A 14,681-nucleotide genomic window follows, 5' to 3' on the forward strand; every position below is an offset into this window, starting at 1 on the left:
TAAATATATATTGGACTGCGCTTTCGGCCAAGACTAAGCTCAAAGCCATATTTCGCATTGAAAGCTTTTCATGTCCGCCGATTCTTCGTCACCCTGCCTAGGCGCCGTCGTGCCGCCGCCGTCCGCCGCCCCTCTTCCTCCGGTCAAGCTGCACGCCGGCACCGCGGAATTCCGCGCCACCGCGCGCGCCATGTTCGTCGGCGGCTATTGCACTTTCGCCATGCTCTACGGCGCACAGCCGCTGATGCCGATGTTCGCGGAGGATTTCTCCTTGTCGCCGGCCGCCTCCAGCGGCGTGGTGTCGTTGGCCACCGGCAGCCTGGCCCTGAGCCTGATTCCCGCCGGCCTGCTGGCGGATCGCCTGGGCCGCCGCCCCTTGATGAACGCGGCGCTGGCGCTGGGCGCGCTGCTGATGCTGTTGTCGGCGCTGGCGGACAGCTTTCAGCATCTGCTGTGGCTGCGCGCGGCTTTCGGCGTGGCGCTGGCCGGCCTGCCGGCGGTGGCGATGACGTATCTGAGCGAGGAGGTGGACGCGAAATCCCTGGGCCACTCGATGGGCTTGTACATCGCCGGCAATGCCTTGGGCGGAATGAGCGGCCGTTTCATCGCCTCCTTGCTGGCGGATCATTTCGGCTGGCGCTGGGCCTTGTTGGCTTTGGCCTTGCTGGGCACGGCCGGCGCCTGGCTGTTTTGGCGCAATCTGCCGCCTTCCCGGCATTTCCAGCCGCGTCGGCATGATCTGGGCCGCATGTGGCGGGAGGCCAAGGCCCTGTTCCAAGACGCGGGTCTGCCTTACTTGTTCATCAGCGCCTTTCTGCTGTCCGGTTGTTTCGTCAGCTTGTACAACTACCTGGGTTTCCGTCTGCTGGCCGCGCCCTTCAATATGAGCCAGAGCCTGCTGGGGCTGGTGTTTTCGCTGTATATCGTCGGCGTCTGGTCATCGGCCTGGGTCGGCAAGCTGTCGGATCGCCTGGGCCGGCGCAATATGCTGTGGCTGATGGTGCTGGCCATGCTCTTGGGGCTGGCGCTGACCTTGAGCGATCACATCGTCCTGCTGGTGGCCGGCATCGCCTTGTTCACCTTCGGGTTTTTCGCCGGTCACTCCGTGGCCAGCAGCTGGGTGGGTTTGCGGGCGCGTCAGGGGAGGGCGCTGGCTTCGGCCATTTACTTGAGCGCCTACTATCTGGGCTCCAGTCTGGTGGGGTCTTTGTCCGGGCTGATGTGGGGCCGCGGCGCTTGGCAGGGCGTGGCCGCGGTCTTGGGGGCCAGCCTGGCGGCGATGCTGGCGATCAGCCTGGGCCTGAGGCGGCTGCCGCCCTTGCCGCAACCTTGAGCTTGAAAGAAAAAAGCCCTGCGGTTTGGCGCAGGGCTTTTTCATCGCATCGTCGGCGCTCAGCGGACTTTGAACCGCTGCTTAGAGCCTGTTTACGATCTGGCGAGCTAGGGCGAGACAAGGCGTTGCGGCTGAGAAAGCGGAGTATACATACGGTACATGAGCATTTCGAAGACGGCACTCATCGCACAATGTCTCTACCGACGCGTAGCAGATCGTAAACAGGTTCTTATTGGATAATGCCGCCGCCCAGGCAGACGTCGCCGTCGTACAGCACCGCGGACTGGCCGGGGGTGACCGCCCATTGCTTGTCGCGGAACGTCAGCGTGGCCTGGCCGTCGACGATGGCGGACAGATTGCAGCCGGCGTCCGCCATGCGGTAGCGGTTCTTGGCCGCGTATTCGCCGGCCGCCGGCGGCGCCGGCAGCGTCCAGCTCAGGTCGGCCATCGCCAGCGTCGGCTTCAGCAGCAGCGGGTGGTCATGGCCTTGCACCACGATCAGCTTGTTGCCGGGGATGTCCTTGCCGGCGACGAACCACGGTTCTCCAGTGCCCTCGCGCGCGCCGCCTATATTCAGCCCCTTGCGCTGGCCCAGGGTGTAATACATCAAGCCGATATGCTCGCCCACCACCTTGCCGTCCGGCAGCATCATCTCGCCGGGCTGGGTGGGCAGATAACGCTGCAGGAAGTCGCGGAACGGACGTTCGCCGATGAAGCAGATGCCGGTGGAGTCTTTCTTGGCCGCGGTGGGCAGGCCGGCTTCCTCGGCCAGCTTGCGCACCTCGGTCTTGCGGATGTCGCCGAGCGGGAAGATGGACTTGGCCAATTGATGCTGCTGCAAACGGTAGAGGAAGTAGCTCTGATCCTTGGTGTGGTCCACCGCCTTCATCAGATAGTGGGTGCCGTCCTTTTCCAGCTTGCGCGCGTAGTGGCCGGTGGCGATGCAGTCGGCGCCCAGTTCCATCGCGTAGTCGAGAAAGGCCTTGAATTTGATTTCGGCGTTGCACAACACGTCGGGATTGGGCGTGCGGCCGGCGGAGTATTCCTTCAAGAAGTAGGAGAACACGCGGTCCTTGTACTCCTTGGCGAAGTTGACGATCTCCATGTCGATGCCGACGATGTCGGCCACGCTCATCGCGTCCAGCGCGTCCTGCTTGATCGAGCAGTATTCGTCGTCGTTGTCGTCTTCCCAGTTCTGCATGAAGACGCCGATCACCTCGTGCCCCTGCTGTTTCAGCAGCGAGGCGGTCACCGAGGAGTCCACGCCGCCGGACATGCCGACGACAATTCTTTTCTTACCCGTCACGGGGAATATCCTTCCATCCAAATATCGAGGGCAAGCACCACCGGGGCTTGCCCAAAGTCCTTGAACCAGCTGTCCACCGCCCAATCCTGGCCGGAGAGCAGGTCGCGCAGCACCGCGGTGTAATGCAGGTCGAGCAGGCGCGGCGCGCGCCAGGCCGGTTTGCCCACCGTGTGGTATTGCAGCCAGCCGTGATCCTGCAGATAAGTGAGGAAGGCGGTGACATTGCTGCTGTGGTCCACGCAGTCCATGCGGCCTTCGGCGGGCCCGTCGCGGAAATTGCCGCCCTTGTCCTGCCAAATGGGCAACGTGCGCGCGGCGATGTGATAAAGCGCGGTGACGGCGTCGCTGACGGCGGAACGTTCGGTTTCCGGGCTGTTTGCGGCGGACAGGCGAGCGGCGAGCCAAGCGTCGGCTTCGGCGGAGATGTCTACGTAGGCATGTCTGGAACAGCCGTAATGGTAGCAGATATTGATGGCGCTGGCTTGTGCCGCCCATGGGACGCCGGCCAGCAGAGCCAATAGGAAAGACAATGATCTCAAGGACATGCCGGCTCCGGGCGGTGGGCTTGGGCGGTCAGCGGCCCAGATGATGGATCAGCGCCAGGGGGTGGCGTTTGCCGGCGCGATAGTCGTCCAGGCATTGCTGCACCACCGGGCTGCGATGCTGGGCGCGCAGCGAGACGATGTCCTCGTGGCTCAGCCATTGCGCGGACAGGATGCCGTCGTCCAGCCGCGGATAGTCCTCGCGGCGCAAGGGGTGGCCGTAGAAGGCGAAGCGCAGATAGGTGATGTCGCTGTTGGGCCGGTCCACCAGATAAATGCCCACCAGGCCCAAGGGCCGGAAGTGCCAGCCGGTTTCCTCCAGCACTTCGCGTTTCACCGCGTCTTCCAGCGTTTCGCCGTATTCCAGATGACCGGCGGGCTGGTTGAAGCAGATGCCGTCGCTGGTCACCTCTTCCACCATCAGGTAGCGCCCGTCCAGCTCAATGACTGCCGCAACTGTCGCATTTGGTTTCCACTGCGTCATGGTCTGCGCTTTCTTGTTGACAATGATTCTTGTTTGAATCTATATTCTTGATAACGATTCTCGATTACTTTAACTCAATCCCGTCTTCATTCACCACCGGAACTGCCATGTACGTTTGCCTCTGCCACGCTGTAACTGACAAGCAAATCCGCGAAGCGGTACACAACGGGGCAACCCGCATGTGCGATCTGAGCCGCGAGCTTGGGGTGGCGACTGATTGCGGCAAGTGCGCCTGCATGGCTAACCAACTTCGCAAGGAGGCTGTCCACGCGCTTGGTCCGGCTTCGACCGCGCGCAGCGCCGCTTAATTCCTGACCCCGTCTGTTGCTTAGTCTCGGCCAAGGCCGGACGAACTGCAAATCCCCCACGCACCGCGTCAAGCGGGGCGAAGTCCTTTATTTTGGCTGTGATAACTTGAGACTGGCGCGCGCTATGTCATAATGGAAGAATCATTTCTTCCCGGAGAGCGCGATGCAAGGCGATAAAAAAGTTATCAAGTATCTGAACCAGATCCTCAAGAACGAACTGACCGCGATCAACCAGTACTTTCTGCATGCCCGCATGTACAAGAACTGGGGCTTGAAGAAGCTGAACGAGCACGAGTATCACGAGTCCATCGACGAGATGAAGCACGCCGACGCGCTGATCGAGCGCGTGCTGTTCCTGGAAGGGCTGCCGAATCTGCAGGACCTGGGCAAGTTGCATATCGGCGAGAATCCGAAGGAAATGCTGGAGTGCGACCTGAAACTGGAAATGGACGCGCTGCCGCTGTTGCGCGAAGCCATCGCCTACTGTGAAAGCGCCAAGGACTACGTGACCCGCGACTTGCTGGAAGACATTCTGGAGAGCGAGGAAGAGCACGTGGACTGGCTGGAGACGCAGTTGGGCCTGATCGAAAGCGTGGGCCTGCAGAATTATCTGCAAAGCCAGATGCACGACGACGATTAAGCGCCGCAAGGTTTCGACCGGGTCGGAAAAGAAAAAGGGCTGTCGTATGACAGCCCTTTTTGCGTGCGGCGTCGACCGCCGTCTTACTTCTTCTTGTCGGCGCTCTTGTCCGTATGCTTGTCGGAGCCGGGCTGGGAGGCGTCGCGCGGCGCTTCCGCCTCGATCTCCTCCCAGGGCAGGGCCACCTTCTTCTTATTGATGGTCAGCACGCCGCCGCCGTAGTTGAGTTCGGTGTTGATCTGGCCTTTGTCCTCAACGATGTACTGCTCGCTCTTCCACTGCGCCAATTGGCTGTCCAGCAGGTTTTTGGCCAGGTCTTCCACTTCCTTCATATTGGGCTGGTCTTCGGCGCTCTGATCGACGGTGAACAGCGTGCGCGCCTGGGCGATCACCAGGTCTTCCAGCGTCTGGCGCGGCAGGCTGAGCTTGGCGTCCACTTCGAAGCGTCTGATGAACTGCGCGGCGTCGTTGAGATCCGCGGCTTGCAGACCCTTGACGCCCAGGCTGCCTTCCAGCTTGGCTTCGCCGTTGGGCATCTTCAGGTAGAACTCGTTGATCACCACTTTGGGATCGTTCTGCAGCAGCGGAATCCCGTTCTTCTTGATGGTGTCGATGTATTGCTTGCGCAGCAGCGCCGGGTCCACGCCTTCAAACGGGATCTGGCCGATGGCCTGATCCAGTTTGACCAGGGTCGGGCCGTGCAGATGGTTGGCCGAGATGTCCAGGCGCATCGGACCGTAGCGGTGGTCGTTGAAGTTGAACTCGGCGAAGTTGAGTTTGCCGCGGGTGTTGACGTAGTCGTCCTGCTCGCTGGTGACGATCTGGTAGCGGAAGTCCTTCAGCGTCACCGCGGACGGCTTGAATTCGCCGGACGGATTGATGAACTCGCCGACGCGCACGCGGGTCATCAGGTAGACCAGCTCGTTCAGCTTGATGCTGTAGGGCACGCTTTCGCGGGAGTTGAGCCGGACATTGCCCACGGTCAGTTCGCTGGTGCCCAGCTTGACCCCGGTGTTGCCGGGGCGGATGTCGGAGACGTAGCGCACGCCGTCGAAAGCCACGGTTCCCTTGCTGGCGGCTTCCAGCAGGAAGCCGGGCGACAGCGCCTCGCTCTTGTATTCCTTATAACCGTTGGCGTAGTCGAGCTTCAGGTCGAAGCCCTTCCATTTCATCTTCACGCCGGACAGCGCTTCTTCATAGTCGAAGGCCGGCACCTTGACGTCCAGTTCGCCGCCGCCGCCGAAGCCCAGACGGTTGAAGATGGTGATGGGTTCCTTGTCGCCGAAGAAGCTGGCCAGCGTCTTGCGGGTGGAGTCGCTCATCGCGAACTCGGTGCGCACCAGCGCGCGGCCGGGCCGGAAGTCGAAATCGCCGATGCCGGGGAGGGGGCCGTGTTTGACGTGGTTGGTGAACTTGATGGTGGCGTTCAGCAGCGGCTTCACATTGTCGGGCAGCATGTTTTCATACGGGCCGGACAAATGGCGGTTGAACACCAGTTCGGTGGTTTCCGTGGAGGAGAACCAGCCGCGTTGGTAGCTGTGGGATTTGACTTTGAACAGCGGCAGGTCGGCCAGCATCTTGTGCTGTTCCTGCAAGGTCTGCTCCGCCTTGACGCCGGCCCACAGGGTCGCGCCTCCATACAGAACGAACAGGCCACCGAGGGTGGCGCCGGCAATGATCAGACGACGATTTGGCAACACTAGCGCTTTTTCTTAACTAGGATGGAATGAGGCCCTATGGTACACCATCGTCCACCGCTTGCGTTACTGCCGGCGCGTGAACCGGAGGGCGTCGGCGGGGTCCAAGTTGGGCGTTTGCGGCGGCGGGTTGCCGGCGCAAGCGCAAAACGGTCTGACATCGGCGGGCCGCTTGTATAGAATAGAGTCTTTCTTCTAGATTGCTTTACGAGGCGCGATTAGTACATGAATTGGATAAACGGCGTGCTTGACCTCCCCTGGTGGGGCTATATCGTGGTCGCTTTGGCGCTGACCCACGTCACCATCGCATCGGTCACCATCTTTCTGCATCGTCACCAAGCGCACCGCGCGCTCGATCTGCATCCCATCCCCAGCCACTTCTTCCGCTTCTGGCTGTGGCTGACCACCGGCATGGTCACCAAGCAATGGGCCGCCATCCATCGCAAACACCACGCCAAGTGCGAGACCGCGGACGATCCGCACAGCCCGCAGGTCTTGGGCATCAAGAAAGTCCTGTGGGAGGGCGCGGAACTGTACCGCGGCGCTTGCAAGGATCAGGCCATCATGGACAAGTTCGGCCACGGCACGCCGGACGATTGGCTGGAACGCAATGTCTACACCCGCCACAGCGCCAAGGGCATCGTGCTGATGTTGCTGATCAATCTGGTCTTGTTCGGGCCGGCTGGCCTGACGATCTGGGCGGTGCAGATGATCTGGATTCCGTTCTGGGCGGCCGGGGTGATCAACGGCATCGGCCACTTCTGGGGCTATCGCAATTTCGAGAACGAGGACGCGTCCACCAATATCTTCCCCTGGGGCATTCTGGTGGGCGGCGAAGAGCTGCACAACAACCACCATACCTTCGGCACCTCGGCCAAGCTGTCGTATAAATGGTACGAGTTCGACATCGGCTGGATGTATATCCGCATCCTGGAAATCCTGGGCCTGGCCAAGGTGCGCAAGGTGGCGCCGCGGCTGGCCGAGGACGCTTCGCGTCCGCAACTGGATCTGGAACATCTGCAGGCCATCATTTCCAACCGCTACGCCATCGCCTCCCGCTATGCGCGCGAGTTGAAAGAGGTGTACCGCAGCGAGCTGGACAAGATCAATCTGCCGGACTTTTCCGGCAGCAAGCTGAGCGGCAAGATGAAGGTGTGGCTGAAGCAGGACGCCAAGGACACGCCGGAAACCGAGCGCATGCAGTTGGCCACCTTGCTGGAGCACAGCCAGGTGCTGGCCACCGTGTATTCGATGCGCCAGGAGCTGACCCGTCTGTGGGAGCGTTCCACGCTGAGCCGCGAGCAGCTGCTCAAGGAACTGCAGGACTGGTGCACCCGCGCCGAGGCCTCCGGCATCGCCGCCTTGCAGCGCTTCTCGATCAGCCTGCGTCAGGCGGCCATGGTTTAAGCCTGTCCGACTCGATGAAAACCCGCGGCGCGCCGCGGGTTTTTTTTGCGTCCGCGCAGGCTTGTGGCGGGGTGGATAGACTCGTTTTTTATATAAAAATAAGAAATAAAATTTATATTTGTAATAATAATTGGAAATATAATGTGGCCATGTTGATGCAACTCTGCGAGATGGACATGGCCACATTGCAACTGACCGACGGGGCGAGCGAGCTGCCCTATATTCATGGTTTTTCCGCCGCCGAACAGGCGCGCCTGGTGCGCCAGGCGCGCTTCTCCGAGTCCGTGGTCTACCGGGACATCGATTTCTCCGGCGTCGGCCAGCTGCTGGAGGTGGGGTGCGGGGTGGGCGCGCAGACGGAGATTCTGTTGCGGCGTTATCCGGACCTGGAGGTCACCGGCGTCGACTTCAGCCAGCGTCAGCTGGCGGTGGCGCGTCAGCGTTTGCAGGGCAGCCCCTGGCAGGACCGCGCCCGGCTGCTGCATATGGACGCCGAGGATCTGGATTTCCCGCCGGCCAGTTTCGACGCCGCCTTTCTGTGCTGGGTGCTGGAGCATGTCTTGTCGCCGGAGCGGGTGTTGGCCGAAGTGCGGCGCGTGCTGAAGCCGGGCGCGCGGCTGTACGCCACCGAGGCGATGAACGCGTCTTTCTTTCTATCGCCTTATTCCTCGAACCTGCAGCAGTACTGGCTGGCCTTCAATGACCATCAACTGGCGGTGGGCGGCGATCCCTTCGTCGGCGCCAAGCTGGGCAATATGCTGCTGCGCCTGGGCTTTCGCCATGTGGAGACTCAGGTCAAGACCTGGCATCTGGACAGCCGCGATCCGCATCGTCGCCAGCAAGTGCTGGATTACTGGACCGAGCTCTTGCTGTCGGCCGCGGATCAGCTGATCGAGGCGAAACGGGTGGACGCCGCGCTGGTGGCGGCGATGACGCGGGAACTGCGCCAATTGCGCAGCAATCCGGAACTGGTGTTTTTCTATAGTTTTCTGCAAGCCACCGCCGTGGTGTGAAGCGGCGTTTTTTTATTTTCGATATAACTACAAGTTGTTAAAAACAATATTTATATGCGGTAGCTAGGAGATTTCAATATGCAAGACCAATCCGTTTTGTCCTTGATCGGCAATACGCCGCTGGTGAAGGTGACGCATCTGGACACCGGCCTGTGCGAGCTGTATCTGAAACTGGAAAGCCACAATCCGGGCGGCTCGATCAAGGATAGGGTGGCGCTGTCCATGATTGCCGCGGCCGAGCGCGAAGGCAAGCTGAAGCCGGGCGGCACCATCGTCGAGGCCACCGCCGGCAACACCGGCCTGGGGCTGGCGCTGGTGGCTTCGCAAAAAGGCTATCGGCTGGTGTTGGTGGTGCCGGACAAAATGAGCCGGGAGAAGATTCTGCATCTGCAGGCGCTGGGCGCGGAAGTGGTGTTGACCCGCTCCGACGTGGGCAAGGGGCATCCGGAGTATTACCAGGACCTCGCCGCGCGCATCGCCAAGGAAACGCCGGACGCTTACTACATCGACCAATTCAACAACCCGGCCAATCCGCTGGCGCATGAAACCGGCACCGGTCCGGAAATCTGGGAGCAGACGCGTCATGAACTGGACGCGGTGGTGGTGGGCGTGGGCTCCAGCGGCACGCTGACCGGGCTGACGCGTTTCTTCAGCCGGGAGGCGCCGCGGGTGGAAATCGTGCTGGCGGACCCGGTGGGCTCGGTGCTGGCGGATCATGTCGAGACTGGACGCCACGGCGAGGCCGGCAGCTGGCTGATCGAAGGCATAGGCGAGGACTTCATCCCGCCGCAAACCGACTTCAGCCTGGTCAAGCGCGCCTACCGCATCAGCGATCAGGAAAGCTTCGACAGCGCCCGCCTGCTGCTGAGCCGGGAAGGCATTCTGGCGGGCTCCTCCTCCGGCGCGCTGCTGGCGGCGGCCTTGCGTTATTGCCGCGCCCAGACCGAGCCCAAGCGCGTGGTGACGCTGGTTTGCGACAGCGGCAACAAGTATCTGTCCAAGATGTACAACGACGATTGGCTGGTGGACAACGGCCTGGTGGAGCTGCCGCGGCTGGGCGATCTGACCGATCTGATCGTGCGCCGCCACGCCGACGGCAGCACCGTCTCTTGCCACCCGGACGAGCCCTTGAACGTGGTCTACCAGCGCATGCGCCTGCACGATGTGTCGCAGTTGCCGGTGCTGGCCGACGATAAGGTGGTCGGCATCCTGGACGAATGGGACTTGCTGCTGTCGGTGCACGGCGAGCCGGAAAACTTCCGCCAGAACGTGCGCAGCGCGATGACCAGCGAGGTGCGGACCCTGTCGCCGCGCGCTTCGCTGCAAGACCTGCTGCATATTTTCAACGACGGCCACGTCGCCCTAATGGTGGACGGCGAGCGCTACCTGGGCCTGATCACCCAGGCCGATCTGCTGGCCTTCTGGCGCCGTCAGCCGCGCTCGCGCGCCGTCTAGCTCCTCCTCATCCCGGCCGGTCCAAGCGGGGCCGGCCACCCGCATTGCGAGAAAACGCCATGACTGATTTCAATACTTTGTCCATCACCGCCGGTCTGCATCAAGACGCCTTCGGCGCGGTGATTCCGCCCATTTACGCCACCTCCACCTACCGGCAGCACGCGCCGGGCGAGCACAGCGGCTACGAGTATTCCCGCTCGCAGAACCCGACGCGCGAGGCCTTGGAGCGGGCCTTGGCGGAGCTGGAGGACGGCGCGCGCGGCTACGCCTTCCCTTCCGGCCTGGCGGCCATCGCCACGGTGCTGGAGCTGCTGCCGGCCGGCAGCCACCTGATCGCGGTCAACGATCTGTACGGCGGCACTTACCGATTGTTCGAACAGGTGCGCAAGCAAAGCGCGCAGCTGGAGATCAGCTATGTGGCGTCGGAAGACCTTGCCGCCTTGCAGGCGGCGATCCGGCCGAATACCCGGATGATCTGGGTGGAAACCCCGTCCAATCCGCTGAACCAACTAGTGGATCTGGCGGCGGTGGCCGATCTGGGGCGGCGGCACGACCTGATCACGGTGGCGGACAACACCTTCGCCTCGCCGGTGGTGCAGCGCCCGCTGGCCTTCGGTTTCGACATCGTCGTGCATTCCGCCACCAAATACCTGAACGGTCATTCCGATGTGATCGCCGGCGCGGCGGTGGTCAGCCGTCGGCGGCCGGAGCTGGCCGAGCAACTGGCCTTCCTGCACAACGCGGTGGGCGCGGTGCTGGACCCGTTCGCCAGTTTCCTGGTGCTGCGCGGCCTGCGCACGCTGGCCTTGAGGGTGGAGCGCCACAACAGCAACGCGCTGGCGGTGGCGCGTTGGCTGGAAACCCAGCCGCAGGTGGAGCGGGTTTTGTATCCGGGCCTGTCCAGCCATCCGCAACATGAGCTGGCGCGCAGCCAGATGCGGGGTTACGGCGGGGTGGTGTCCTTTTATCTGAAAGGCGACGCCGAAGAAACGCGGCGGGTGCTGGCGCGGCTGAAGCTGTTCACGCTGGCGGAGAGCCTGGGCGGGGTGGAGAGCCTGGTCTGCCTGCCGGCGGCGATGACGCATGCGTCGATTCCGCTTGAACGTCGGCGCGAGCTGGGCATCGCCGATAATCTGATCCGCTTGTCGGTGGGCATCGAGGGCGAGGCGGCGCTGATCGAGGACTTGCGCCAGGCATGGCAATAGCCGGCGCGGCCGGGTTAGAATCTTCGTCTTGTTCCGACTCACCCAAGGGGAATCCGCATGAGCATTTATCGTCACAAGCAGGGCGCGCGTCTGGCAGAAGCCGTGGTCACCAACGGCCTGATCTTCCTGGCCGGCCAGGTGCCGGAAAACACCGAGGCCGACGCCAAGGCGCAAACTGAAAACGTGCTGGGCCAGATCGACGCGCTGTTGGCGGAGCTGGATTCGGACAAGAGCAAGATCGTCGACGTCACCATCTTCCTGGCCAGCCTGGCCGATTACGACGCGATGAACGCCGCCTGGGACGCCTGGGTGCCGGCCGGCCATGTGCCGGCGCGCGCCACGGTGGAGGCCAAACTGGCCAACCCGGCCTGGAAGGTGGAAATCAAGCTGGTGGCCGCGCGCTGACATCGCCTCGCCGCCGCTACCGCCCACGTCCTGCGACGTGGGCTTTTTTTATCGATTTTTGCCGGCTGTCTGCTGAGCCAAAGGCCAGCAGGAAATAAGGATGGGGCTTTCTATAACCCTATGGTTTGCGGCGCAATGCTATTGGCATTGCGTCGCTTTGGTTTTTCCCAACCAGGAATGGAGCCCGAAATGAAACAAGCAGCTCTGATGATGGCCGTATTGGCGGCCTTGGCCGGCGGCGCGCAGGCGGAATCGAAGCAGCCGGACCCCTTATTGCGCCAGGCGGCGGTCAAGGCCTTGCAGCCCATGCTGCCGCTGGCCAAGGGGGAGATGCTGGACATGCTGGTGGAGGTCAACCGCGACAGCGCCGACGGCGGCTGGGTGCTGGGATCGGTGACCCAGCCGCTGCCGACGATGACCACGATCGCGGCGATGGATCATGTGCCGGTGTCCAGGCTGTTCCTGGCGCGCCGCGACGCGCAGGGCTGGACGCTGGAACTGGAAGGCAGTCCGGGCTTCGCCGCGATGCTGAGCCTGGCGCCGGCCGATTGGCTCAACGCGGACGAGCGCCGCGCCTGGGGCAGCCAGTCGGCCAGGCCGGGCTTGCCGTTCGCGCCCAACGCCACCGGTCTGGGCCTGCCGTGGCGGCAGGGCGCGGCCTGGCGGATGACCGGCGGCCCGCACGGCTATAGCGGGGAAAGCCAGCCTTACGATTCCATCGACTTCGCCGGCGGCGACGGCAGGGTGTTGGCGCCGCAGGCCGGGGTGATCTACAAGAGCTGCGTGCGCGGCGGCAGCGGCTTGGTCAAGCTGGTGCACGACAACGGCTTCTCGTCCACTTACTACCATATGATCAATCTGAACACGCTGGCGGACGGGACGCGGGTCAATCCGGGCGCGTATCTCGGCACCATAGGCAACGGCCTGCCGTGCGGCGGAAGCACCACCGGCCCGCACGTGCATTTCTCCCTCTTGTATCAGGGCCGGGCCGAGCCGGTGAACGGCAAGCTGTTCGGCGGCTGGCAGTTCTTCGCCGGCAACCGCGCCTATCAGGGCTATGCCTTGCGCAACGGGACGCGGGTCAATGTCGGCGGCCTGCTGAACAATTACGGCGGCGGAGGCGCGCCGGCCGGCGCCAGCGGCGTGGCGACGCCGGCGAAGGGCGAGGGAAGAGTGAACCTGCGCAGCGCGCCCAGCCTGAGCGCCGGCATCACCGGCGCGGTCAGCCGCGGCGACAGCGTCGCCTTGCAGTGCCATGTGCGCGCCGAGACGGTGGAGGGGGTGTGGGGCCGCACCGATGTGTGGAACCGCACCCGCGGCGGCGACTGGATCAGCGACGGCTTCTTGGACACCGGCAGCAACGGGCCGGTGGTGCCGCTGTGCGCGTCGGCCAGCCGGCCTTGGTGAGCGATTAATACACGCCGTCGAAACGCAGGCCGGCGGGCAGGGGCTCGTCGGCCTGGAAGGCGGCGACGGCGGCGCCCAGCTGTTCGGCCAGGCCGTCCCGCTGGGCGTTGACCGGCACCAGGTCCAGGCTGCGCATCCAGGTCAGCTGGCGCTTGGCCAGCTGGCGGGTGGCGGCGACGCCCTTGTCGATGAAGGTCTGCTCGTCGCCGACGCCGTCCAGGTATTCCCAGGCCTGGCGATAGCCGACGCAGCGCATCGACGGCAGCTCCAGCGTCAGCGCCGGATAGGCGGCGCGCAAACGCCGCACTTCGGCCAGGAAATCCTGTTCCAGCATCAGTTCGAAACGCTGCGCGATGCGTTGGTGCAGCCAGCCGCGTTCCGCCGGCACCAGGCCCAGCGACAGCAGGCGAAAATCCGCCGCGGCTTCCTTGCCGCGCGCCAGCAGCCGCGACATCGGCTCGCCGCTGAGCAGGCAGACCTCCAGCGCGCGGTGGATGCGCTGCGAATCATTGGGATTGAGGCGGGCGGCGGTGTCCGGGTCCAGTTGCGCCAGCCGCGCGTGCATCGCCGGCCAGCCGGCCTGCGCCGCGTCGGCGTCCAGCTGAGCGCGCAGCGCCGCGTCGGCGCGCGGCAGGTCGGACAAGCCCTCCAGCAAGGCCTTGTAATACAGCATGGTGCCGCCCACCAGCAGCGGCAGCCGGCCGCGGCCGTTGATCTCGCGGATCAGCCGGTTGGCGTCGGCGTGGAACTGGGCGGCGGAATAGCTTTGCAGCGGGCTGATGATGTCGATCAGATGGTGCGGGCATTGCGCCATTTCCGCCGCGCTGGGCTTGGCGGTGCCGATGTCCATGTCGCGATAGACCAGCGCGGAGTCCACGCTGATGATCTCCACCGGAAAATGGCGGGCCAGCTCCAGCGCCAGGCCGGTTTTGCCGGAGGCGGTGGGGCCCATCAGCAGGATGGCGTGCGGGGTATCGTTCATGGGCGGGTCTTGCGGTTCAATCGACGGATTGTCGCATAAGCGGCCCATGGGCGGACAGTGCCGCCCAGGGCACGCAAGGTGTCGACGATGGGCTGCGCGTCGACGGGGCTGTGTGGGCATGGGCTTTGGAGCCGTCTGCAAAATGCCCGTGCGCCATGTGTGGCTTCCGCGTTCCCCGCCGCAAGGCCTGGTCTCGCTAGAGGGTAAACACGCGCTCAGGCCCCGGATTCGGGCGCCGGCAGCGCCCGGCGGCGGCTGGCGCGCCACCAGCCGCCCAGGGTGATCAGAAACCACATGCACTGGTTGACGAAGGACGCCAGGTTGAAGTGGTTGGACAGCGAAATCAGAATGCAGACCGGCCCGATCAGGTTCAAGGCGAAGTAGCGAGGGTCCGAGGTGCGCAGGCCCAATAGCTGGTTGCCCAAGTAGGCGCCCAGATAGCTGATGACGCCGATCAGGCCGATGAGGTCGTACATATGGGCTCCTTGGGCCGTGGC

General features: G+C 63.4%; 15 protein-coding genes. 9 read left to right on the forward strand and 6 right to left on the reverse strand.

All coding sequences use genetic code 11. The features are described from left to right. Window positions 1-70: 70 nt before the first annotated feature. Entirely contained in the window at window positions 71-1,333 is a 1,263-nt protein-coding gene (locus ACODSD_RS17570; RefSeq protein ID WP_488877934.1) for an MFS transporter, read from the forward strand. 229 nt (window positions 1,334-1,562) lie between these two features. Here ACODSD_RS17570 and mnmA read toward each other — a convergent pair whose 3' ends face one another. From mnmA to ACODSD_RS17585, 3 genes are read right to left on the reverse strand one after another with little or no spacing between them, the layout of a single operon-like run. After that, window positions 1,563-2,639 (reverse strand): tRNA 2-thiouridine(34) synthase MnmA, encoded by a 1,077-nt coding sequence (gene mnmA / locus ACODSD_RS17575; RefSeq protein ID WP_107798379.1) that lies wholly within the window; start codon window positions 2,637-2,639, stop codon window positions 1,563-1,565. Continuing rightward, window positions 2,636-3,184 (reverse strand): hypothetical protein, encoded by a 549-nt coding sequence (locus ACODSD_RS17580; protein ID WP_233246647.1) that lies wholly within the window; start codon window positions 3,182-3,184, stop codon window positions 2,636-2,638. Before ACODSD_RS17580 ends, mnmA begins: the two co-directional genes overlap by 4 nt. A 28-nt stretch (window positions 3,185-3,212) precedes the next feature. Next, window positions 3,213-3,665 (reverse strand): NUDIX hydrolase, encoded by a 453-nt coding sequence (locus ACODSD_RS17585; RefSeq protein WP_107798381.1) that lies wholly within the window; start codon window positions 3,663-3,665, stop codon window positions 3,213-3,215. 107 nt (window positions 3,666-3,772) lie between these two features. On the opposite strand from ACODSD_RS17585, the gene ACODSD_RS17590 reads away from it, so the two are divergent. Together ACODSD_RS17590 and bfr are read left to right on the forward strand one after the other, a co-directional pair. Next, on the forward strand, window positions 3,773-3,973 hold the full coding sequence (locus ACODSD_RS17590) for a bacterioferritin-associated ferredoxin (protein WP_019103980.1): 201 nt from the start codon (window positions 3,773-3,775) through the stop codon (window positions 3,971-3,973). 163 nt (window positions 3,974-4,136) lie between these two features. Beyond that, entirely contained in the window at window positions 4,137-4,613 is a 477-nt protein-coding gene (bfr, locus tag ACODSD_RS17595; protein ID WP_107798382.1) for a bacterioferritin, read from the forward strand. A gap of 83 nt (window positions 4,614-4,696) precedes the next feature. Here bfr and ACODSD_RS17600 read toward each other — a convergent pair whose 3' ends face one another. After that, window positions 4,697-6,313: a YdgA family protein gene (locus ACODSD_RS17600; protein ID WP_107798383.1), complete on the reverse strand. Its 1,617-nt coding sequence runs from the start codon at window positions 6,311-6,313 to the stop codon at window positions 4,697-4,699. Window positions 6,314-6,535: 222 nt separating this feature from the next. Here ACODSD_RS17600 and ACODSD_RS17605 point away from each other — a divergent pair, with 222 nt between their 5' ends. The 6 genes from ACODSD_RS17605 to ACODSD_RS17630 all read left to right on the forward strand — a co-directional run bounded on the left by ACODSD_RS17605 (window position 6,536) and on the right by ACODSD_RS17630 (window position 13,202). Continuing rightward, entirely contained in the window at window positions 6,536-7,717 is a 1,182-nt protein-coding gene (locus ACODSD_RS17605; protein WP_107798384.1) for a DesA family fatty acid desaturase, read from the forward strand. 176 nt (window positions 7,718-7,893) lie between these two features. Continuing rightward, entirely contained in the window at window positions 7,894-8,730 is an 837-nt protein-coding gene (locus ACODSD_RS17610) for a methyltransferase domain-containing protein (RefSeq protein ID WP_474455874.1), read from the forward strand. A 78-nt stretch (window positions 8,731-8,808) separates the two neighbouring features. Continuing rightward, on the forward strand, window positions 8,809-10,185 hold the full coding sequence (locus ACODSD_RS17615) for a pyridoxal-phosphate dependent enzyme (protein ID WP_107798385.1): 1,377 nt from the start codon (window positions 8,809-8,811) through the stop codon (window positions 10,183-10,185). Window positions 10,186-10,244: 59 nt separating this feature from the next. Continuing rightward, window positions 10,245-11,390 (forward strand): trans-sulfuration enzyme family protein, encoded by a 1,146-nt coding sequence (locus ACODSD_RS17620; RefSeq protein ID WP_253315040.1) that lies wholly within the window; start codon window positions 10,245-10,247, stop codon window positions 11,388-11,390. A 57-nt stretch (window positions 11,391-11,447) separates the two neighbouring features. Further along, window positions 11,448-11,795: a RidA family protein gene (locus ACODSD_RS17625; protein ID WP_107798387.1), complete on the forward strand. Its 348-nt coding sequence runs from the start codon at window positions 11,448-11,450 to the stop codon at window positions 11,793-11,795. Between the two features lie 189 nt (window positions 11,796-11,984). Next, window positions 11,985-13,202 carry a M23 family metallopeptidase gene (locus tag ACODSD_RS17630; RefSeq protein WP_488877935.1) on the forward strand — a complete coding sequence of 406 codons (1,218 nt, stop codon included), beginning with the start codon at window positions 11,985-11,987 and terminating at the stop codon, window positions 13,200-13,202. A gap of 4 nt (window positions 13,203-13,206) precedes the next feature. Here ACODSD_RS17630 and miaA read toward each other — a convergent pair whose 3' ends face one another. After that, complete coding sequence (gene miaA, locus ACODSD_RS17635) at window positions 13,207-14,184, reverse strand: tRNA (adenosine(37)-N6)-dimethylallyltransferase MiaA (RefSeq protein WP_235089703.1); 978 nt, start codon at window positions 14,182-14,184, stop codon at window positions 13,207-13,209. A gap of 215 nt (window positions 14,185-14,399) precedes the next feature. After that, a complete protein-coding gene (locus ACODSD_RS17640; protein ID WP_107798390.1) occupies window positions 14,400-14,660 on the reverse strand; it encodes a CBU_0592 family membrane protein in 261 nt (86 codons plus the stop codon). Between the last annotated feature and the right edge of the window lie 21 nt (window positions 14,661-14,681).

Source organism: Chromobacterium sp. FG22 (genome assembly GCF_057809415.1).